Below are 19,512 nucleotides of genomic sequence, written 5' to 3' on the forward strand. Positions count from 1 at the left end.
CCATCGATAAACGGGCAAAGCCAACAATCACTGTTTGCAGATCCCAAACAATCACGGCACACGCCCCGCAGGAGCCCTCTCATGGACCGTTTCGATGCAATGCAAGCTTTCACCCGCGTGGTGGAAGCGGGCAGCTTCACCAAGGCCGCCGACACGCTGCACATGAGCAAGACCAGCGTGACCCAGCTCGTGCAGCAGTTGGAGGCGCGGCTGCGCGTGAAGCTGCTCAATCGCACGACGCGCAAGGTGAACGTCACGGCCGATGGCGCGGCGTACTACGAGCGTGCGGTGCGGCTGCTGGCCGACCTGGACGATGCCGAGACCAGCCTGTCGGGCGCCGCCGCCCTGCCCCGCGGCCGCCTTCGCGTGGATGTGCCCAGCCCGCTAGCCCGCATGATCCTGGTGCCCGCGCTGCCGGCCTTCCATGCGCGCTACCCCGACATCCAGCTCGACATGGGCGTGAGCGACCGCATGGTCGATGTGATCGGCGAGAACGTCGATTGCGTCGTGCGCGGCGGCGAGCTCACCGACCCCTCGCTCATGGCCCGCCGCGTGGGCGACCTGCAACTCGGGGTCTATGCAGCACCGAGCTATCTCGAGCTGGCCGGCGCGCCAACACATCCGCGCGAGCTGGAAGACACGCACCACCGCATCGTCGGCTTCCTGTGGTCACGCCACGGCAAGACTCTTCCGTACGCCATGCGCCGAGGCGGCGAGCGCGTCGACGTGCAGGGCCGCTACGTGCTCTCGGTCGACGACGGCAACGCCTACCTCGCCGCGGGGCTGGCGGGCCTGGGCATCCTCTGGCTGCCGGACTACATGGCCGCGCCGCACCGGGCGCGCGGCGAACTGCTGCCGCTGTTCGAAGACTGGCAGCTCGATCCGATGCCGCTGTACGTGGCGTTCGCGCCAAACCGGCATGTGAGCGCCAAGCTGCGCGCGTTCATCGAGTGGGTCGCCGGGCTCATGGCGCAGCATGCGCCGGTCATCGTTCGCCCTGGGCCGTCGGATTCACGCTGACGCAGCCTCTGCTTCCTGCAGCGCGCGCCACATCACCTTGCCGCTGCCGCTCTTGGGCAACGCATCGACGAACTGCACCACGCGCGGCGCCTTGTACGCCGCCATGTTCGCGGCGCACCAGTCGATGATGTCCTGCGCGCTCACCGGCGCTTGCGCAGGCTTGAGCACCACCAGCGCCTTGACCGATTCGCCGCGGTAGGCGTCCCGGGTCGCGATCACGCAGGCCTCCTGGATGGCCGGGTGACGGAACATCAGCGCTTCCACCTCAGCCGGCCAGACCTTGAAGCCGCTCGCGTTGATCATCCGCTTGAGCCGGTCGGTGACGAAGAAGTAGCCCTCCCCGTCCACATGCCCCATGTCGCCGGAGCGGAAGAAGCGCTTGCCGTCGATCTCGACGAAAGCAGCCTCGGTGTCCGCCGGGCGTTTCCAGTAGCCCGCGAAGACCTGTGGCCCGTGGATCACGATCTCCCCCTGCGTTCCCGGCGCGACCTCGCGGCCCGTGTCGGGGTCGATCACGCGCGCGTCGGTGCTCATGAACGGGATGCCCAGGCACTGCAGCTTGGGCGTGTCGGGCGGGTTGTAGTGCGAGGGTGCGGCAGTTTCGGTGAGGCCGTAGGCCTCGACGTAGCGCAGGCCGTACTGCTCGAACAACCGCTGCGCCACCGCCTGCGGCATCGCCGCCCCGCCGCCACCGATGGCCACCAGGCTCGACAGGTCGAAGCGCGCCACGTTCGGGCTGGCCAAGAGGTCAATGACCATGGTCGGGATGTTGGCCCAGTGCGTGACCTGGTGCGTGGCGATCAGCCGGCCCGCCAGCTCGCGGTCCCAGCGCGGCATCAGCACGGCCGTGGCACCCACCTGCATCGCCGCATGCATGACGCCCACCATGCCGGTGATGTGGAACATCGGCACGGCCACGAGGTGGATGCTCTGCGGCGTCACGTTGCCCCAGGCGTTGATGGCCATCGCGTTGTGCATCGCGTTCGCGTGGCTGAGCATGCAGCCCTTGGGCAGGCCGGTCGTGCCGCTGGTGTAGGGCAACAGGGCCAGTGCGTCCGCATCGGCGCGGGCCGTGGGCGGCGCTGCTTCGCAGGCCAGGCAGTCGGACCACGCGTGCACCGCGCCGCCGGCCAGCATCGGCAGTTCGCGCCGTGGCAGCAGCCACGGCGCCCAGGCTGCCGGCATGTCCTGTTCCGACAGCGCGGCCGGGTCGAAGGCATCGGTGAACTGCGTCACGACGAGGTGGCGCAGCTGCTGCGCCTGCGGCAAGGCATCGCTGGCTTTCGCGAGCTCGACCGCGAGGTCCGCCGTCGCGATCGCCACCTGCGCATCGGGGTCCACGATGAAGTGCTTCAGCTCCTCGGCGCGGTTCATCGGGTTGACCGGTACCACCACGGCATCGGCGCGCAGGATCGCGAAATGTGCGATCACCAGCTGCGGGCAGTTCTGCATCGCCAGCAGCACGCGGTCGCTGGGGCGCACGCCCAGCGCATGCAGGCCGGCCGACAGGCGCTCGACGGCGGCCCACAACTGCGCGTAGCTCAGCGTGCGGCCCATGAAGATGAGCGCCGCCTTGCCGGGAAAGCGGCGGGCATTGACCGCGAGGTTGTCCCACAGCGGCGTGCGCGCCGCGTGCAAGGCGCGGGGCAGGCGCCGGGGCCAGAACGTGTGATGCGGGCGGGTCTGCATGGCGTGCTCCTGGTGGGTGGTGAGCGTCGGTCGATGGGCGTGGCTGCGCCCTGCCCGCTTCCGGCGTGCCGGAGGCGGGAGCGATGTTCGAGAACGGGGCGGCTACTGCTGGCCGGGCGCGATGCCCGCGCGCGCAAAGGCGGCCTGCGACTGGGCGCCGTTCATGTAGACGTCCTTGCGCGTCACCTCGCCGGCGTCGTTGACGTCGACCACGTCGAGCATCTCGACGCGCGCGGTGAACGGCTGCCCTGCCGTGTCCTTCAGCGGCAGCACCATCACCCACTCCAGCACCCAGTGCCGCGCGCCGAACAGGCTGCGCCGCAGCTCGAAACTGAAGGGATAGCGGGCGAACACGTCGACGCAGTACTGGCGCAGCGCCTCGCGCCCGCGCACCGGTGTGGAACCGTCGTGCAGCCAATAGGTCGTGTCTTCGGAATGCAGCGACGCGATGCGGTCGGGGTCGCGTGTTTCCCATCCGACGTGGTACCGCGCGAACAACGCTTCGGTTCCCAGGGCGGGGTCGGCGGGATCGGTCTTGCCAGGAAACGCCATGTCTGTCTCCATCGGATGCGATGGCGAAAATTTACCGACTCAAAGTCGGTTTGTCAATCCGGGTTCGGATCCGACCCGTGTTGCTGCAGCCCGCACAGCATGGTTTCGAGCAACCGGCAATGCAGCTGCACGGCGGCCATCGGGTCTTGCACCGCCCCGCAGGCCAGCGCTGCTTCGGCCACCGCGCCGGCGATGAGCCGCGTGGCGGCCTCGATCTCTTCGGGTGGCGTGCCCGCCGGCATGATGGCCACGAGCCCGGTGCGGATCGAGTCCATGAAGTGGCGGTCGTCGATGCCGCGCCAGCGCTCCCAGCCGAGCACCACGGGCCCGTCGACCAGAATCAGCTGGCGCAGGCCTTCCTGCGTGGCCGCTTCGAGGTAGATGCGCAGGTTGGTCGCGATGGTGTGGGGCGAGCGGTGCCCTTCAATGCGCTGGATGCGCGTGCCGAGCTCCGCTGCGAGCTCAGCCTGCACCGCATCGAGCACGGCCTCGAAGACATCGTGCTTGGCGCGAAAGTGGTGATACAGACCGCCCTTGGCGATCCCTGCACCGGCCGCGATGTCGTCGATGCTGACGGCCGCGAACCCCCGCTCGATGAACAGCTGTCGCGCCGAGGCGAGGATGGCCCCGACGGTGGTTGCGCTGCGCTTGGCCTGCTGGACCATGTGCGTCTTTCTCCTCGATGGCTGCTGCGCCACGTGAACACGCGGGCAGTATGGCACGCAGCATCGGCCCAGCAGGCTCGGGCGCAGCGCTGTCTCTGGCTCAACCCGCCGGCTGCGTCACCTTGCGCCAGGCCTCGTACAAGTCCTCATCGGCCTCATCGCGCACCGGCAGCGAATGCAGCTTCATCTCACGCTTCTCCAGCGGCCGGGCGATCTCGACGTAGCCGCGCGCGGCCGACAAGTCGAAGGGTTCGCCGTCTTCGTTCGAGTAGGCGTAGAACACCTCCTTCACGCCCGACAGGTACATTGCCGTCAGGCACATCGAGCACGGGTAGCCGCTGGCGTACACGGTGCAGCCCGACAGGTCGGTGCTCTTCAGGGCCTTGGCGGCGGCGCGCACGGCCTGCATCTCGGCGTGGGCCGAGGGGTCGCACAGGGCGTCCACCTCGTTGACGGCGGTGGCAATCACCTTGCCGTCGCGTGCGATCACGGCGCCGAAGGGCCAGGTCTTGCGCTCGCGGATGTTGCCCATGGCGAGGCGGATGGAGTCGAGCAGGTACGCGCCTGCGTGGGGGTCATGGGATGTTGTCATTCAGCAAAAGCTCCCGCGGTCAGCTGCCGCGATAGGTGGAAAAAAACCAGGGGGCGCACAGCATCGGCACGTGGTAGTGCTGAGCGGCGTCGGCGATGGCGAAGCGCACGGGCACCACGTCGGACAGCGCATCGGCCGCCTTGAAGTGATCCCCGACATGGAACTGCAGCTCGAACTGCCCGGTGCGCGCCGAGGCGGCGGCCAGCATGGGCGCGTCGGTGCGGCCGTCGGCGTTGGTGCGCGTGCTGTTCAGGCGCGTCGGCGGCGTGGTCGCCACGTCGTAGAGGTCGACCTTCAACCCGACGAGCGGGCGGCCGGTGGTGATGTCGAGCACGTGGGTGGTGATGCCGGTCATGAGAACAAAACTCCTTGCGGACGAAGGGAACGAACGGGGCCTGCTTGGTCAGCTGCCGCGCGAGTAGGTGTAGCTCCACGGGCCGAACTGGATCGGCAGGTGGATGCGCTCGGCCACGTTGGCCACGCGGATGCGCACCGGCAGCTTCGACAGGAACGGCGGCGTAGGCAGGCGCGACTGCTTGCGCGCAAAGTACTCGTCCACGTGCAGCAGCAGCTCGTAGTCGCCGGCACGGTAGCTGTCGCCGATCAGCAGTGGCTCGTCGGAGCGGCCGTTGCCGTTCATGGTCACGGTGCGCAGCAGCTTGAAGCCGTCGCCCTCGCGCACCGAGAGATCGATGCGCAGGCCGGTCGCCGCGGCGCCGTGGAAGGTGTCGAGCGCATGCACGGTCAGGCGCGGGCTCACGCCGTGCAGCACGATCGGGCCGCTGGCCTGGGCCGGGCCGGCGGGTGCGGCCGTTTGCGCAACAGCACCGTGCGGCGCCAGGGCTGCAGCGCCGAGCGCGAGGCCCGACAGCGCGAAGCGACGGCGTGCGGGCAGGGAAATTTCTTTCTCAGGCATGGACCGCTCCTTGGGAGATGGACGCACCCAGCAGCGTGTCGATGCGACCGCGGGTGATGAGGCCGATCTGCGTCAGCGCCGCGCGGCGCTCGGCTTCGGTGGACTCGGCGGCGCGGCTGCGCAGCGCCTCGAAGATCTGGCCCTTGGTGCTGCGCCGCACCGCGATGATGAAAGGAAAGCCGTGCCGCTCGCGGTACACGCGGTTCAGCCGCTGGATCTCGGCCATCTCTTCGCGGCTGAGGGCGTTCAGCCCTGCACTGCCCTGCTCGCCGACCGACTCGGCGGTCATCGTGCCGGCCTGGGCTTCGCGGCCCGCCAGCTCGGGGTGGCCGCAGAGGAACGCCAACTGCTGGGCGTCGGGCGCACGGCGCACCACGTCGAGCATGGCTTCGTGCAGCGCGTCGATGGTGGCGAAGGGCCGCAGCGACCAGGCCGAGCGTGCGACCCAGGGCGAGTTCTCGAAAGTCGGCCCGAGTGCGGCGACGAACGCGTCGCAGTCCATGGCGTTGAGCGCCTGGAGATCGAAACGATGGGCGTGGGAAGGCATGGAGAGCATCTCCTTTGTATTCAGACAGTCGGACGAAGGGGTGGAAGGAATCAGCGCGCGGGCGTCTTGTGCAGGCGCGGCACGAACAGCAGGATCAGCACGGTGGCGCAGATTTCGACCGCCGCGACCACATACAGGCCCGGCGCCAGGCTGCCGGTGGCGGTCTTGATGAGGCCCAGCATCCACGGCGCGCCGAAGCCCGCGAGGTTGGCGATCGAGTTGATCAGCGCCACGCCGCCGGCGGCCGCGGTGCCCGCCAGGAAGCGGTTGGGCATCTGCCAGAACACGGGGATCGCGCTCATGGTGCCGACGATGGCCAGCGTGAGACCCGCCAGCACCAGGGCCGGGCTCTGGCGCAGGAACAGCGCCACCACCAGCAACGCACCCGAACCCAGCGCCGCGGCCAGCGCGCAGTGGTAGCGCGACTCCTGGTGGCGGTCGGAGTGGAAGCCGTTCCAGATCATGCCGGCCGCGCCGCACAGGTAGGCGCCGGCCATGATCCAGCCCACGGTCAGCGGGTTGGTGAAGCCGATCTCTTTCACCAGCGTCGGGCCGTAGAAGGTCAGCGACGAGTTCGCCGCGATGATGCAGAAGAAGATCAGGATCAGCAGCCAGAACTTGCCGTTCTTCAGCGAGGCCAGCATGCTGTGCTCGCGGTGGCCCAGCGTCTTGCGGTCGCGTTCCAGGTCGTCGTGCACCAGCTGGCGTTCACGCGCCGTGAGCCAGTGGGCCTGCTCGGGCCGGTCGGTCAGGTAGAAGTAGGTGGCGATGCCGGCCAGCACCGAGGGAATGCCCTCGAGCAGCAGCACCCACTGCCAGCCGGCCCAGCCGTTCACGCCATGCATGTTGTTCATGATGGTGCCGGCCAGCGGCCCACCGATCACGCCCGCGAAGGCCGAGGCCGACATGAACATGCCGAAGGCCTTGGCGCGCCGGCTGTCGGGGAACCAGTAGGTCAGGTACAGGATGATGCCGGGGTAGAAGCCCGCCTCGAACACGCCCAGCAGGAAGCGCAGCAGGTAGAACATCTCGGTGCTCTTCACGAACATCGTGGCGATCGAGGTCAGGCCCCAGCCGATCGTGATGCGCATGATGGTCTTCTTGGCGCCGATCTTCTGCAGCAGCAGGTTGCTGGGCACCTCGAAGAAGAAGTAGCCCAGGAAGAAGATCCCCGCGCCCAGCCCGTAGGCCGCTTCGCTCCACTTCAGGTCGTCCAGCATCGTCAGCTTGATGAAGCCGATGTTGACCCGGTCGATCCAGGCCAGCACCCACAGCAGCATCAGGAAGGGAATCAGGCGGAAGATGATCTTGCGGTAGATGCCGTCCAGTTCCGCCGTGGCGGTGTGTTCCCGGACCGGCGCCATCGTGGCGTCCATGCTCATGGTTGTCTCCATTTCTAGGTGTGGACGGGATGCGCCGCCTGGGACCTTCTGTGGGTCCGCTTGCGGCTGCCGTTCCCGCTGGTGGCGAACTGTAGGCAGATATCGCGGCCCCGGATCACGCTCTCTAGAATGTGCGACATAACGGTTTGCAATGAGGGTCCTGCCGCCGGCAACGCCCCCAGAGGCATTTTTTTCCGCCCTGCCGCCATGTCACGCTCCCACGCTCCCGTCGACACCTACCTGCTGCGCGTGCTGGTCGCCCTGGTGGCCGAACGCAGCGTCTCCCGGGTCGCCGTGCGCATGAACCAGACCCAGCCCGCCATCAGCACCGCCCTGCGCCGGCTGCGCGAGGTGTTCGCCGACCCCATCCTGGTGCGCGAGCGCAGCGGCATGGTGCCGACCGAGCGGGCGCTGCAGCTGCGCGACCGCGCGCGCGGCGCGCTGCTCGAGATCGACCGCATGCTCTCGGGCCCCGAGCAGTTCGAGCCCGCCTCCAGCGCGATGACCTTCCACCTCGCGCTGCCCGACTACCTGGCGATGAGCTTCCTGGCCGACGTGACCACGCGGTTCCGCGCCGAGGCGCCACACGCGCGGCTGGTGGTGCACCCGCTGAGCGTCACCTACGACTACGAGCGTGCGCTGGCGCAGGGCGAGCTCGACATCGTCATCGGCAACTGGCCGCAGCCGCCCGACCGGCTGCACCTGTCGCTGCTGCTCGAGGACGACCTGATGTGCCTCATGGGCAAGAACAACCCGCTGGCCGCCAAGGGCGCCATGACGATGGAGCGCTACATCGCCGCGCGCCACGTGGTGCCCACGCCGTATGCGGCGTCGCAGCGCGGCGTGGTCGAGACGCACCTGGCCACCTTGCGCCAGACGCGCGAGGCCTGCATTGCCGTGCCCTACTTCACCGTGGCGCCGCACCTGCTGGTGGGCACCGACCTGGTCTTCACCACCGCGCGCCATTTCGCGATGCAGTTCGTGCACACGCTGCCGCTGGTGGCGGTGCCCGCGCCGCAGGGCTTTCCGCGCATGCGCTTCTACCAGTTGTGGCACGACCGCTCGCAGCACGAGCCGGCGCACCGTTGGCTGCGCGGCATCCTGGCGGCGGTGGCGTCGGGGCTGGCGCGGCCCGATGCGGCGGCAGAAGCCGCATCGGCAAGCGCCTAGGCGGCCGAGCCCGGCGCAGCGGCTGCGCTCCCCCAGCCGCGTTCCCCTGCCCTTCGGACGGGTTCCCGCTGCCGGCGCCTGTTCTCTTCCGGCGCGCTGGCCGTGCTGCTCAGCCGGTAGCCCTGCCCCGGAACGGCCTGCAGTTCCAACCCATGGCGTCCGGCGCCCAGGCCGAGCTTGCGGCGCAGGCCGCACACGTTCGTGGAGAGCACCCCGGAGCCGCAGCGGTGGCCGCTGTCCCACACCAGCGCGCGCAGCGCGTGGTGGGTCAGGACCTGATCGACGTTCCTGAACAGCACGATGGCCAGGTCGAACTCATTGGGCGTCAGTTCGACCCGGATGCCGGCCACCTGCGCGCTGTCCGCGGACAGGTCGAAGCGGAACGCGCCCCACTCGACGAACTGGCCCGCCACCCGTGCCCGGTGCCACTGCAGGAAGCACCGCATCAGGAGGTACGCCTCTTCGAACGAAGACGGCGTCACCTCCACGTGGTCGGATTCGCGCGCATGCAGGACCGCCAGTTCACGCAGACCACGCTTGCCGCCGCTCAGGACCAGGGGGCACTCTGGACCCACCTGCTCCCGCACCTGGGCGATCAGTGCGCCCGCGGCGCCGGCGTCCACCGGGCAGGCCACGACCACGGCGTCGAAGCGAAGGTGGAGGTAACGGCACGCCTGCATCAGTTCCAGTGCGCTGGTGAAGACCAGCGGCCAATGGCCGAGCCTGCGGATGGCCCGCCCCATCTGCTGTCGGGGCCGCAGTTCCGGGTCGATCACCGCGATGGTGGCGCACGCGGTCTCGCCCCATGTGATGGGCAGCCGCAGCGTGGAGGGGGTGGCGGTGTGGAGGGTGCAATGACTCTGCTTCAAGGATCGCTCCGGAGGTGAGTGGATGGATCGGATGTCGAATCGCCTTGTGGGCGAGTCGACGGGGTGGCTTGCGCTCTGGACGACGGGCTAACGGCTCAGAACTTCGAAACGCCCCGCGCCTTCCCAGGTGCTCTCGGCACTCACGCGCGTGGCAGCAACTCCCACGAAGGGCTCGATCTCGAGCTGGACCGTCAGGCGCTGGCCCTGGGCCAGGCCCGCGCTGTCCATGGGCGACATCCGGTCGCCGGGCCGAAGGAACGACGAAGGGGCCGAGCCCGTGGCGTCCGCATGCGATGCGGCCAGGCGAACCGGCTTGCCGTCGAACTGCGCCTGCACGACCCGAAGGGTGAAGCGACCGTTCCCGGCGAACCGGAAACCCGTGTCGTCCGCCGCCGCGCCTTGGAACGACAGCGCCACCGCCGTGCGTTCGGCGCACACCGCCGTGAGCGTCACGAGGCGCTTGCCCAGCGAGGCGCGGGCGGGGTCGGGCTGGCGCTCCAGCAACTGTGCGCGGGTCATCCGCCCGTAGTCGACGAGCGACTCGCTCAGTTGCGCATCGCAGCGCCCCGAGGCTTGTGCATGCGCCGGCATTGCTGCCAGCACGGCAAGTGCCATGCCGAACGTCGCGCTCATTCGGCGCAGGCTTTTCATCGTGATCATTGGTGTGCTTCCATGGTTGTGCAGGTGGCATCGGCCGATTCAAAGTAGGCGGAGGCGTCTGGCTTTTCCGGCAGCGAAAACGCGAGCCTGCAGCTGTCGCCGTTCGACAGCGTGACCCTCAAGTTCGCGCCGTCTCGCACGTCGGGCAGAAAGACCTGCCCGCCGTCCACGACCGAGGTGACGTACTGGTTGTCGCCGTCGACCACCGCCCCGCCCTTCTCGAGCGCCTGCCCTGCGGGACCGACGGCCTTCAGCAGCACCCGGCGGGCGTTGACCACGCCGAAGCGGATGTGGTTCACCGACCCGCGGCCCGCATCGAGCTCCTGGTAGCCGTTCACCAGGTCGACGTTGCGGGGCAGCGACCGGGTCGCGATCTCCAGCCGGCTCGTGTGGTACGGGAACAGCTGCGGGGCCACCGCGCGCCCCCAGGCATCGGTCCACACCGGGCCTTGCGGCGTGCCGATCCGGACGCCGGACACGCCGCCCACCGAGACGATGCCGAAGGTGTCCTGCACGGGGTACGGCGAGAACGTGATGCCGTCCTTGTGGGCGACGATGCCACCTTGCAGTTGCCCGCTGTAGGTGGTGCTCGCGCCGTTGCGCGAGAAGCCCAGGTTGGCTTGCGTGTAGCGCGGCAGCAGGCTCAGGCGCCCCGCGAAGTCGTTGCGCCCGTCGCGGCTGTCCCGCTCGGCCGAGACCTGGTAGCTCGTGGTGTCGTTGATGCGCTCGTTGAGCGTGACGCCGGCGCGGGTCCGGTCGTCGTAGCGGTTGACGTACGTCTTGACCGTCTTCGAGCCCAGCGGAATGCTCACGGTGACATAAGCCGCATGCCGGTTGTCGAAGCGCCCGAGGTCGCCCGTGCTGCGTTCCACGTTGAGCGACACCGTGGCGTGCGGGAACGACTTCACCCACGAGCCGATCACGCGCTGGATATGGCGCCCATCGAAGCTCGAGGAGGCCGAATAGGCCAGCCGGAAACCGCCAAGGCTCGCGTGGGTCCAGCCGACCGAGCCCGTGTACTGGCCCTTGTAGCGCTGGCGTGTCCAGCCGGTGTCGAACAGGTCCGGGTTCACCGTGTCCGCCAGGTCGCGAAAGCCCCGGGTCTGTTGCGTGGCGCTCATCGACGCCGACAAGGCGGGCGAGATCACGCTGCTCAGCGACGCGTTGACCTGCGTGCCACGCACGCCCTCCCCCGTGGCGTTGGACACGGCCTGGCGAAACCCCGCCATCGTGCCCGGCACCACCATGCGATTCACGGCCCATGCCGCGGCCTGGTAGCGCGAGGCCGCCATGGCACCTGCCGTCAGGTGCGTGCGCTTGTCGAGCGCCCAGGTGCCGGTGCCCGTCGCCACCCAGGGCTTGTCTTGCCGCTCACCGTGGCCATACGGGCGGTAGCGTCCGACCGCGAACGAATAGCCCGCCGTCGTGCGAAGCGCGGTCGCGCCCAGGGCGGCGGCAGGCACGGTGAACGGCCGCCGGGAACCGTCGGCCTCGATGACCGTGACTTCCAGGTCGCTCGCGCTGCTGAGCAGAGGCAGGCCCGTCAGCGAGAACGGCCCCGGCGGGACGACCGTCGAATAGATGAGCGCATGGTTCTGCCGCACCTCGACGCGGGCCTGCGTGTGGGCGATGCCCTCGACCACGGCGCCGTTGTCGCGTGCGTCCGCGCGCAGGGCCTCCTCCGGGACGATCTGCACGCCCAGGATCGGATCGCCCGGGAAGATCGAGCTGGCGATGGTGATCTGGCCGCCCTGCATCGTCGAGCCCAAGCCGGTCAGCGTCTTCTGGCCGTAGGCATACAGGTGCTGGAGCTTCTCCCTGCCGTTGTTCGAGGTGTAGCTCTGGCGGCTGCGAAAGATCCAGTCGCCGACGTTCAGGCCGGCCTCGGTGCCCAGCGAATGGAAGCTGCTGGTGCCGCCGGCATGGCGGCTGTCCATCGTCAGCAGGTCGTAGTTCAGCAGGCCGGCGACGCCGCCGCGGCTGAAGGTGTCGGCGCGCTCGCGGGCCCGAAACGCGTCGGTCGGCACGAGGAGGCGGACCTCGTCCCTGCCGGGGCGCAGCTCGACGATCGTGCTGGGGAACTGGCGCTGGAATTCGTCGCAGGCCGTGGCGCCCGCAGCTGCGTCTCCCGCCCCGCGGCCCGTGACGAGGCCGGCCTTGTCCCGCAGCGTCTCGTCGAAGCACAGGCGGCCGTCCGCATCGAAGGTGGCGGGCACCAGCCCGCGCCGCTCGCCGTTGACGAACAGCGTCACCACGCTCGTCCCGGCGCGAAAGCGGGCTTCGCGGCGGAAGTAGTCCGCCAGCTTGGGGTCGATGCCGCGCTGCCTGAGCACGTCCAGGTCGAAGCCGGCGCCCTGCTTTTCCTTGATGAACTGCTCGATGACGTCGGCGCGATCCTCGCCGGCCAGGGCAAAGGCCGACGGAGAGGCCAACAGCACGCAGAGCATCGCCGGCAGGCCGGCCGAAGTGCCTTTCGCGCGCTCGCCCGTGACGGCCGCCGGGACCACGGTGCGCAAGGACGACTGCCCAGCCATCGTCAGTGCGCCGCGAGCCTGACGTCGTAGCTGGCCACGGTGAAGCCGTACACCGTCGCAGGCACCATCCGCACCGTGGCGGCCCCCTTCGCAGCGGCCGGCAGGGGCACTTCCACCGTCTCGCCGGGCAGCACATGGGGGCGCGGCAAGTCGACCGTCGCGGTCGACGGGAGCAACTGGACCGCGGTGGCCAGGCGCACCACATACGGGCTGTCGTTCACCACGCGCAGCGTGCCGGTCCCGACCGACCACTTCAGTCGCTTCCATGGCTGGTCGTCCTTCGCCAGGCCCTTGGGGTGGATCAGCACCGGCAGGTTCTGGCGCACGTTCATGGTCACGCGCAGGCCCGGTTCCGTGTTCTTCGGCGGGATGCCTTCGAAGATGACGCGCCGCAGGCGCTGCGTCTTCAGCGGCTCCTTGGTCTGCAGCAGAAAACGCACCAGCTGTGTCTCACCCGGCTCGACCCGGGCGACCGGCGGGGTCACGATCAGCAGGGTGTCATCGTCCCCGGGAATGCCCGTCAGCGACGTGAACATGAGCGCCGGCTTGGTGTCCGTGTTCTTGACGTTGATGCTGGCCTCGCCATCGCTCTCGTTGACGATGACGACCGAGGTCTCCGGCAGCATGCCCGCGGCATGCAGCGGCAACGGGGCAAGGCCCGCGATCCATGCGGTCGAGGCGGACAGTGCGAAAACAAATCTGGCGGGGATGAAGTTCACGGTTCTCTTTCCTGTGTACGGACGAGCGCGTCCGCCGTCTCGAAAGGGGTGCTTTCGAGAAGAATCAAAAATGGGGAGGGACCGACGGGCCGTTCGCCAGCCGTGGCACCGCGTCGATCCCGATCGGTCCGGACGCGATGCCGGCCGGTGCTCAATGCCGCAGCGGGCTCGAGAACGGGACGTCCTGGAAAGGGTTGCGCCAGGCGCCCTGCCCGGCACCACCCTGTATCGGGCGGAAGGACCGCCCGATACAGCCGTACGGCTTACAGGTAGACGAGTTCGAACGTCGACAGGCCATCCAGCGGGATCGCGTGGGTCAACGGCAGGTTGCTGCTCTTGTCGATGGCGGTCGTCACGCCGATCGTGGTCGTGATGGACTTGTGGGGATTCGGCGTCGTGGTCGTGGAGCTGTTGACGGCCCCAATGAGCCTGCTCCCATCAGCAACCAGGGCAGATTTTGAGCCAACTTGGCTCCAGCTGGTGCCGCCGTTATCGCTCTGAACGATATACGCGCCGCCTTCACTGGTGATCAGACCCAGGAGCTTCAACGAATAGGCGCCAATCTTCTTGCCATCCGAAGTGCCCAAGCCGAGCTTCATGTTCGGGGCGGCCCCCTGGATCGTTTCAAGCGAAGTGATCGCGCTCGCGGCGCGTTCGTCAATCACCTTGAAGCCGAACCGCGTAGGCGCATCGCAGGTCATGATCAGTTCGATCGACTTTTCCGCGAGCGTGGTCTGGGCCGTCGGGCTCAGCGAGCTGGCGGGAATGTTGCCGTAGTCGACCACGCCTCCGCCCGTGAAAACGGGCGTGCAAGGGGATGGCGTGATGGTTCCGGCGATCCGGAGCTCGGCACTGTCGGCGCTCGCCTGGCCGGGCACGAACATCACGGCGGCCACGCTGGCGACAGCGGCAAGAGTTGCAATTTTCTTCACGAATAATTTCCTCAAGAACTTCAAAAAAGAGATTTCAACGAAGGATTCGTTGACGCCCGCCATGGCCCCGAAACGCTGCCCTTGACGGCAGAAGAAACAAGAGCGGAAAGGGATCGACGGGCTGTTCGTCAGTTGCTGCTTACAGGTAGACGAGTTCGAACGTCGACAGGCCATCCAGCGGGATCTGCTGGGTCAGCGGCAGGTTGCTGCCCTTGTCGATGGCGGTCACCACACGGATGTCGGCCGTGATGGCGGTGTGGGCGCCCGGCACCGTTCCCGTGGCACTGGCGGCGAAGGCAACGAGCGTGCCGCCGTCGCCGGTCATGCCGCCCGCAAAGTCCGACCAGGTGGCTCCGCCGTCCACGCTGTTGATGTGTTTGGTGCTGCCTTGATCGGCCGTCTCTTTCGTGATCTGCAACGAATAGGCGCCGATGTTCTTGCCATCCACAGCGCCCAGGCCGAACTTCGCATTCGTGGCATACCCCGGGATGGTTTCCAACGCGGCGACCGCCGTCGCAGCGCGTTCATCGATCACCTTGAAGCCGAACAGCACAGGCGCATCGCAGGTCAGCGTCAGCTGGGTCGACTTGTCCGCGAGCGTGGTCTGGGCCGTCGGATTCAGCGAGCTGGCGGGAATGTTGCCGTAGTCGACCACGCCGCCGCCTGTGAAAACGGGCGTGCAGGCGGCCGGCACGATGATGCCGGCGATCCGGAGCTCGGCACTGTCGGCGCTCGCCTGGCCGGGCACGAACATCACGGCAGCCGCGCAGGTGGCAGCGGCAAGGGTTGCAATTTTCTTCACTGGTATGTCCTCAAGAACTTCAAAAAAGGGTTCAACGAAGGATTCGTTGAAACCCACCCATGGCCTCGAAACGATGCGTTTGACTGCACCGCAACGAACCCAATCCAACCGCCGATGCATCGGGTTTCGCGTTGCAAGGGCCTTGCGCCTCTTGCAGCGAGTGCCCTTGAAAGTGCGCACGAAAAGCGTGTGAGCGGCGGCGTGTTTTCTTCCGATGAATTGTTCTTTTCGGGTGCTTTTCCCGATATAGAAATACAACGAAAAACCGGGAGGTCGACTTAGGGATCGTTCGAAAATTCGAACCCGGGGCGGCGCGGGCTCGCGCGGCATGCACTCACGCATCCCCTCGTTGTGATGGTGTCGACGTGGGGGCGAGCCGCCTACGATCCGCCCACTGGGAGGGTCCTCATGGCACACCACCTCGCCGCGCAGCCGCTTCGCCTGATGGTGCTCGACGACCACGCGGTCGTCCGGCATGGCCTGATCGCCAGATTGGCGGACGAGCCCGACCTGTCGGTGGTCGGCAGCCATGCCACCAGCCGCGAACTGCTCGATGCCCTGGCCACCCTGGCGGCGGATGTCGTGCTCGTGGATTTCTCGCTCGGGCCTTCGGACATCGACGGGCTCAACCTCCTGCGGGCGCTGAAGGTCCGGCATCCGCGCAGCCGGACGATCGTCATCTCCGCGCACTACAGCGCGGCCACCGTGGCACTGGCGTTGAAAGCCGGCGCGCGCGGCTATGTCGGCAAGAACCAGGAACTGGACGAGCTCGTGGCGGCCGTGCGCACGGTGAGCAAGGGCCGCATCCACCTGCATCCCGACATGGCGGCGGACATCGCCACCCTTTCCGAGGCCGCGTCGCACCACACCGACGCCGAGGCGCTCACGAAGCATCCCCAGTTGTCCCCGCGCGAGCGCGAGGTGCTGCGCTGCTGCCTGGAGGGCCTGTCGGTCACGCAGATCGCCACCAAGTTCTCCCGCAACGTGAACACCATCAGCACGCAGAAACACGCGGCGTTCCGCAAGCTGGGCATCCGCACGGACAACGAGCTGTTCAAGATCCGCCACCAGCTGGACAAGACATGAATCCCTGGCGCGCTCTCGGACGAACGGCGCGGTGGGCGATGTGCGGCGCGATGGCCCTCCCCGCCGGCCCCGCCTGGGCGCAGGCGCAGCCTGTCTTCACCGACGAGGAGCAGCGCTGGATGAACGCCAACCCCGTCGTGCGCTATGCCGCCGACACGCGGCTGAGCCCGCTGGAATCCATCGAGCATGGCCGCTACAAGGGTTTGATCGCGGAGTACCTCGACGCGGTCGCGCGCAAGTCGGGCCTGCGCTTCGAGCTGCACGCCACCCCCGACTGGCAGGAAGCCCAGCAGGCCTTCCTCGACGGCAAGGTCGACATGTTCCCGAACGCCAGCGCCCAGCGAACCACGCGCGAGGTCGGCGCCCGGCTGCGCCTGACCGATCCCTTCTTCGTGGCGCAGACGATCATCGTCACGCGCACCGACGCCCCCTTCGTCCTGCACATGAAGGACCTGGACGGCAAGGTGGCGGCCGTGCGCGGCGGAGGCACTTACGCCCATGTCTTCGCCGAGCGCTACCCCGGCGTGCGCGTGCTGCCCACCAGCGAACCGATGGAAAGCCTCGATGCGGTGATCACCGGCGAGGCCTACGCTGCCATCGGCTCCGACGCGGTGTTCCTGCCCATGATGCGCCGCAGGCATGCGCGCCAGTTGAGCATCTCCGGCACGATCGGCGATCTCCTGTACGTGGCCCAGATGGGCGTTCGCGCCGACCTGCCGCTGCTGCATTCCATCGTGGAGAAGTCGCTCGCGAGCCTCTCGGCGGCGGAGACCGGCCAGATGAACGACCGGTGGCTGGAGCAGACCGACTTCGGCGAGCCCTCACTGCTGTCGATCGTCCGGTACCGCCTGCCGCAGCTGTTGCTGCTGCTCGGCGGCGTCGTGCTGCTCGGCTGGTTCGCCTGGCGCGCCCGCGTGGCGCAGCGCGCCGCGCAGAAGAGCGAGCGCACCAAGTCGAACTTCCTGGCGGTCATGAGCCACGAAATCCGCACGCCCATGAACGCGGTGCTGGCCTCCATCGAGATGCTGGCGCACACGCCGCTGGATGCGCGCCAAACACGCTTCACGCGCACCGCTTCGGCGGCAGCCGAAGCCCTGCTGTCGCTGCTGGACGATGTGCTCGATCTCTCGAAGCTGGACGCCCGGCGCCTCGCGCTGGAACTGGTGCCCACCGACGTCGACGCGCTGGCGCAGAAGGTGGCGCATGTGGCGCGCGTGAACGCGCAGGACAAGCCGCTGGTCATCGCGGTGCGCACGCACAACCCGTCGGGCCGGCAGGTGCTGATCGACCCCACGCGGTTGCGGCAGGTGCTGCTCAACCTGCTGGGCAATGCCGTGAAGTTCACCGAGCGCGGGCGCATCGATGTGACGCTGGAGCTTCTGGACGATGGCGACATGAACGGCCTGCTGACCGTCACGGTGAGCGACACCGGCATCGGCATTGCGCCCTCGCAGCAGGCCACCCTCTTCGATGCCTATTCGCAGGCCGACAATTCCACGACCCGGCGCTTCGGCGGCACCGGCCTGGGGCTGACCATCTGCAAGGAGCTGGTCGAATTGATGGGCGGCGAGATCCGGTTGACGAGCCGCCTTGGTGCGGGCACCTCGGTCGAGTTCGCCCTGCCGGTGAAGCTTGTGTCGCCCCCACAAGAACTGTCCAGGGATGCTGCTGCGGCGCATGGCAAGCCGCCTTCCGGTTCTGCGGCCACCGTGCTGGTCGTGGAGGACCATCCGGGCAACCAGTTCATCATCGCGGAGCAGTTGCGCATGCTGGGCTACGACGCCCGGATCGAGGCCGACGGCGCGGCGGCACTGGCGGCGCTCGCGCCGCCACATCCTTTTGCGCTCGTGCTCATGGACTGCCACATGCCGGGGATGAGCGGCTACGAGGCGACGCGGCGCCTCCGAGAGCGCGAGCGCGAAGCCGGTGCCGGCCATCTGCCCGTGATCGCGATCTCGGCCGCGACCGACTCGGCGCACCTCGACGAATGCATGGAAAGCGGGATGGACGGCGTGCTCAAGAAACCGCTGCGCCTGGACGAACTGTCGAGCATGCTGCAGCTCTGGCTGGGCGGGGCGCCGTCGTCGCCGCAACGCCCCGACACGGCCTTGCCGCCGCAGTTTCACGAGGCCATGGCGGAAGATCTTGCGGCGCTGCGCCGGGCGTTCGCTGCGGGCGACACCGCGAGCGCGGCGCACCATGCGCACCGCATCAGGGGCGCGGCCTTGATGGTCGATGCTGCGGCTGTGGCAGCGCCCGCCGATGCGTTGGAAGAAATCGCTCGCGCCGAAACCGCTTCGGATCACATGCGCGTGGCGGACCTGCTGGACGAGCTCCAGCTTGCGCTGTCGGCACAGGCGGCGTCCTGAGCAGGCGGCGCCCTACGCCCCCGCCATCCGTTCCTTCATCAACCGCCGAAGAATCGCCAGCGCCGGTGCCTCGGTGCGCTGGCGCAAGGTCACCAGTCCGAAGCGTGCCGTGCCGCGCATCGGCGGTTCCATCCGCAGCTCGACCAGGTCGGGTGCCGACTCGTGCACCGCGAGCAGCACCGTGTCGCTCTGGCGCACCACGTCGGCGATGCTGGGCAGCTCCTCGCACTGCAGGGTCACGCAGTTGGCAGGATGTGCCTGTGGGCCGTAGGTCTCGACCAGCGTGCGGGCCACCTCGTCGCTCAGCGGTGTCGAGGCGATCGGGTAGCGCTGCACCGCCTCGAAACTCACGCCCTTGCGCAGCCGTGTGAGTGGATGGCCGCGGCGGCACAGGAAAGCGCCGCGCAGCTCGTACACGTGGGTCAGCACCAGGTCGGGCGCGGGCTTGAGTGCGCGCGCATCGACCACCAGCGCGTCCAGGCTGCGCTCGCGCAGCGCCTGCGCCAGCAAGTCGGTGCTGCCGCGCGCGATCACGGTGCGCACGGCCGGATGGTGCGTCGCCATGTGCAGCAGAAAGGGCGTCATCAGCAGCGCGCCGGGCCCCGAGCCCAGCCCGATGCGCACGGTGCCGCCCTCGCCTTCGCGCATCTGCCGGCCACGGTCGCGCAGCGCCTCGGCCTCCGACACCAAAAGCCGCGCGCGCTCCAGCACCTCGCGCCCGAAGACCGTGAGCTCGTTGCGCCGGCCGATGCGGTCGAACAGCGGCATGCCCAGCTCGTCCTCGAGCGCGCGCACGCTGCGGCTGAGCGCGGGCTGCGTCAGGTGCAGCGCCTGCGCCGACTGGCTGAACGAGCCCGTGTGGGCCAGCGAAATCAGGTGCCTCAGTTGAACCAGCGTCATGGCGAAAGCCTCGTTTTCAGGAATGCATTGGACTCATGCTAATGCAGCCAACAATGCATTGGACGTTGCGTCGAGCCGCTCCTAGCATTCCCCTGCATCCGGCCCCAC

General features: G+C 68.2%; 19 protein-coding genes. 4 read left to right on the forward strand and 15 right to left on the reverse strand.

Going from position 1 to position 19,512, the window contains the following annotated elements:
- Positions 1-81: 81 nt before the first annotated feature.
- On the forward strand, positions 82-1,020 hold the full coding sequence (locus tag AC1RLW_RS04685; RefSeq protein WP_493192335.1) for a LysR family transcriptional regulator: 939 nt from the start codon (positions 82-84) through the stop codon (positions 1,018-1,020).
- On the opposite strand, the gene AC1RLW_RS04690 is transcribed toward AC1RLW_RS04685, so the two are convergent.
- The 8 genes from AC1RLW_RS04690 to AC1RLW_RS04725 form a co-directional block, all read right to left on the reverse strand.
- Entirely contained in the window at positions 1,012-2,709 is a 1,698-nt protein-coding gene (locus AC1RLW_RS04690) for a long-chain fatty acid--CoA ligase (protein ID WP_493192336.1), read from the reverse strand. The genes AC1RLW_RS04685 and AC1RLW_RS04690 overlap by 9 nt on opposite strands.
- Before the next feature lie 102 nt (positions 2,710-2,811).
- On the reverse strand, positions 2,812-3,261 hold the full coding sequence (locus AC1RLW_RS04695; protein ID WP_493192337.1) for a nuclear transport factor 2 family protein: 450 nt from the start codon (positions 3,259-3,261) through the stop codon (positions 2,812-2,814).
- A gap of 53 nt (positions 3,262-3,314) precedes the next feature.
- A complete protein-coding gene (locus tag AC1RLW_RS04700) occupies positions 3,315-3,926 on the reverse strand; it encodes a TetR/AcrR family transcriptional regulator (RefSeq protein WP_493192338.1) in 612 nt (203 codons plus the stop codon).
- Between the two features lie 100 nt (positions 3,927-4,026).
- Entirely contained in the window at positions 4,027-4,518 is a 492-nt protein-coding gene (locus AC1RLW_RS04705; RefSeq protein ID WP_493192339.1) for a nucleoside deaminase, read from the reverse strand.
- Between the two features lie 19 nt (positions 4,519-4,537).
- Entirely contained in the window at positions 4,538-4,873 is a 336-nt protein-coding gene (gene uraH, locus AC1RLW_RS04710) for a hydroxyisourate hydrolase (protein WP_062472877.1), read from the reverse strand.
- A gap of 48 nt (positions 4,874-4,921) precedes the next feature.
- Positions 4,922-5,434: a hydroxyisourate hydrolase gene (locus AC1RLW_RS04715; RefSeq protein WP_493192340.1), complete on the reverse strand. Its 513-nt coding sequence runs from the start codon at positions 5,432-5,434 to the stop codon at positions 4,922-4,924.
- On the reverse strand, positions 5,427-5,981 hold the full coding sequence (uraD, locus tag AC1RLW_RS04720) for a 2-oxo-4-hydroxy-4-carboxy-5-ureidoimidazoline decarboxylase (RefSeq protein WP_492735328.1): 555 nt from the start codon (positions 5,979-5,981) through the stop codon (positions 5,427-5,429). Before uraD ends, AC1RLW_RS04715 begins: the two co-directional genes overlap by 8 nt.
- Positions 5,982-6,031: 50 nt before the next feature.
- On the reverse strand, positions 6,032-7,363 hold the full coding sequence (locus AC1RLW_RS04725) for an MFS transporter (protein WP_070060608.1): 1,332 nt from the start codon (positions 7,361-7,363) through the stop codon (positions 6,032-6,034).
- A gap of 207 nt (positions 7,364-7,570) precedes the next feature.
- Here AC1RLW_RS04725 and AC1RLW_RS04730 point away from each other — a divergent pair, with 207 nt between their 5' ends.
- Positions 7,571-8,533, forward strand: coding sequence for a LysR family transcriptional regulator (locus tag AC1RLW_RS04730; protein WP_095947651.1), 963 nt, complete (start codon positions 7,571-7,573; stop codon positions 8,531-8,533).
- Here the strand turns inward: AC1RLW_RS04730 and AC1RLW_RS04735 are convergent.
- From AC1RLW_RS04735 to AC1RLW_RS04760, 6 genes are all read right to left on the reverse strand, one after another.
- Positions 8,530-9,402, reverse strand: a complete 873-nt coding sequence (locus AC1RLW_RS04735) for a winged helix-turn-helix transcriptional regulator (RefSeq protein WP_493192341.1) — start codon at positions 9,400-9,402, stop codon at positions 8,530-8,532. The two genes, AC1RLW_RS04730 and AC1RLW_RS04735, sit on opposite strands and share 4 nt — an antisense overlap.
- A gap of 87 nt (positions 9,403-9,489) precedes the next feature.
- Entirely contained in the window at positions 9,490-10,035 is a 546-nt protein-coding gene (locus AC1RLW_RS04740; protein ID WP_493192342.1) for a DUF1120 domain-containing protein, read from the reverse strand.
- 23 nt (positions 10,036-10,058) lie between these two features.
- Positions 10,059-12,569 (reverse strand): fimbria/pilus outer membrane usher protein, encoded by a 2,511-nt coding sequence (locus tag AC1RLW_RS04745; RefSeq protein WP_493193058.1) that lies wholly within the window; start codon positions 12,567-12,569, stop codon positions 10,059-10,061.
- A 29-nt stretch (positions 12,570-12,598) separates the two neighbouring features.
- Positions 12,599-13,315: a fimbria/pilus chaperone family protein gene (locus tag AC1RLW_RS04750; RefSeq protein WP_493192343.1), complete on the reverse strand. Its 717-nt coding sequence runs from the start codon at positions 13,313-13,315 to the stop codon at positions 12,599-12,601.
- Between the two features lie 263 nt (positions 13,316-13,578).
- Positions 13,579-14,310 (reverse strand): DUF1120 domain-containing protein, encoded by a 732-nt coding sequence (locus AC1RLW_RS04755; RefSeq protein WP_493192344.1) that lies wholly within the window; start codon positions 14,308-14,310, stop codon positions 13,579-13,581.
- A gap of 76 nt (positions 14,311-14,386) precedes the next feature.
- Entirely contained in the window at positions 14,387-15,307 is a 921-nt protein-coding gene (locus AC1RLW_RS04760) for a DUF1120 domain-containing protein (RefSeq protein WP_493192345.1), read from the reverse strand.
- Between the two features lie 150 nt (positions 15,308-15,457).
- Here AC1RLW_RS04760 and AC1RLW_RS04765 point away from each other — a divergent pair, with 150 nt between their 5' ends.
- Together AC1RLW_RS04765 and AC1RLW_RS04770 are read left to right on the forward strand one after the other, a co-directional pair.
- Positions 15,458-16,135, forward strand: coding sequence for a response regulator (locus AC1RLW_RS04765; RefSeq protein ID WP_493192346.1), 678 nt, complete (start codon positions 15,458-15,460; stop codon positions 16,133-16,135).
- Positions 16,136-16,185: 50 nt separating this feature from the next.
- Entirely contained in the window at positions 16,186-18,504 is a 2,319-nt protein-coding gene (locus AC1RLW_RS04770; protein ID WP_493192347.1) for an ATP-binding protein, read from the forward strand.
- 12 nt (positions 18,505-18,516) lie between these two features.
- Here the strand turns inward: AC1RLW_RS04770 and AC1RLW_RS04775 are convergent, their stop codons facing one another.
- Positions 18,517-19,404, reverse strand: a complete 888-nt coding sequence (locus AC1RLW_RS04775; protein ID WP_493192348.1) for a LysR family transcriptional regulator — start codon at positions 19,402-19,404, stop codon at positions 18,517-18,519.
- Positions 19,405-19,512 lie beyond the last annotated feature (108 nt).

This window comes from Variovorax sp. GW822-FHT04A09 (genome assembly GCF_058801005.1).